The sequence below is a fragment of the Streptomyces sp. TRM68367 genome, assembly GCF_014495685.1.
Classification (GTDB): Bacteria; Actinomycetota; Actinomycetes; order Streptomycetales; family Streptomycetaceae; genus Streptomyces.
This window is the reverse complement of sequence record NZ_JACTVI010000255.1, coordinates 1-1,762: the sequence shown is the minus strand read 5'-3', so window position 1 is coordinate 1,762 and position 1,762 is coordinate 1. Positions and strand designations below refer to the sequence as shown.

The window sequence follows — 1,762 nt, the reverse complement described above, 5'->3', positions numbered from 1 at the left end:
ATCCTGGCCACCTGGACCGGCGCCTGCTCGATATGCGGCCAGCCCGCACCCACCCCCGAACCCCACCACAGGACCTAACAAAGCCCTAGTAGAGGGGGAGGCGGAAATCGTGTTCACCATAACCAAGGAGTTCCACTTCTCCGCGAGCCACGTGCTCGACCAGCTGCCCGCGTGGCACCCTTGCGCGCGCATGCACGGCCACAACTACATCGTGGTGCTCGAACTCTCGGCCGAGGACGACGCGCTGACCCCTGCGGGATTCGTACGGGATTACAGGGACCTCGACGCGTTCAAGAAATGGATGGACGAAACCCTCGATCACCGGCACCTCAATGAATCGATGGGGGGGGGGTGCTCCCCTTCGGCGGAGAATCTCGCCAAGTGGATCTTCGACAGGTGGCGTGACGAGGTGCCTGAACTCACGGCGGTGAAGATATCGGAGACACCCAAGACGTGGGCGGTCTACCGGCCAGAGCACTAGTCTGGACGTTGTGCTCGTCGGCAGGGTCCGCATCGGCTGCTCGGGGGACGACGGCTCGGCGGCGGAGGCGGGCTAGCTCGCTCAGCGGGACGGCCCGAAGTCGGCGCCGGGAGCGTGTACAAGCTTTGCGGAATTTCACTAGGCAGGGCGGATTCCGATGGACGCCTCCAGGAAGGATTGTAGGAGTCTGACAGCTCCGGTGGTTCGGCTCTATGTGGCTGGCGGTGCCCGTCCCGGTGGCCAGCTGGTGGCCGGACGCCTTTGGACGACGTAACAAGAGGTAGTACAGACCAACCGGCCGCGCATGCTCTGATCAGGCAGAACGTCACCAGGCAGCACGACGAAGCGCCACGCAACACGATCCCTCACGGTCTCGTAATGCGTAGGTCTCGGGTTCGAATCCCGAAGGCGGCTCCGGAGAACCCCAGGACTCACTCGCCGTGTCCTGGGGTTTTTCCTTGCCCTTTAACTTGCGTTGCAGTGGCGGCCCAGTCCTTAAGCCGCTACTGAGGGGTGCCGGTGGACAAGCGTGCAGCGAGCGTGCAGAAGGGTGGACGGGCGTGGGCATGCGAACGGTGGCTCTTCGTGCGGGGCGCGAACGAGCGGCATTCCGCACACGAGGGTGCCAGCTGCCGTCACATGGGAGGGTTTCTACAAGATCGGGGAGCTCTTCCGGAGACGTTCGATACTGCCGATCGCCCGAGGGGTTTCAGTCCGTTGAGGTGCGCGATAGCCAAAGCCTCTTGATATTCAGTCAGAACCATATATGGTGCTCGGTGCACGTCTTTAGCTTTGAGATGGACCGTCTTGCCCCGTACCGCCGACGGCGGAGGGACTGAAGACACTCCAGTTGCGCGACGTCCTCCGAGAGGAGGATGACTACCGCGTGGTGAGTGTCTAGCGGACCGCGACGGCATCGGCCCGGAACTCAGACGAGTACTTCGACGTCCCCAACGGGAACTCCTGTCCTATGGATCATCACGATCCAATGATCAGGGTGTCCACGATCAATGGGAAACGCCCGTGATCTGGTCAGCTCCTACTGGATCTGACGGCCAGGTAGCGGTGGGCGGCTGGAGAATGAGCCAGCAGCCCATGCCAGCGCATCGCCACTATGCGGCTCGGTGATCAACGATTCATCGACCACGTGCAGCAAATCGCCCGAGCCGATCGGGAGGTGATGGGCGGCCCAGTGAACCCTTCTCGGTAACGTCTCGTGACGTTTAGTGATCTTCGTTCAGGCGGTGCGGCCGTGTTCGAGTTGGAGCAGGACGAGGGCGG

1 protein-coding gene is annotated in these 1,762 nt (G+C 62.5%); it reads left to right on the top strand.

All coding sequences use genetic code 11. The features are described 5' to 3' along the window. The first annotated feature begins 109 nt into the window (after positions 1 to 109). On the top strand, positions 110 to 481 hold the full coding sequence (locus H8R17_RS45330; RefSeq protein WP_187828973.1) for a 6-pyruvoyl tetrahydropterin synthase family protein: 372 nt from the start codon (positions 110 to 112) through the stop codon (positions 479 to 481). The last annotated feature ends 1,281 nt before the right edge of the window (positions 482 to 1,762 follow it).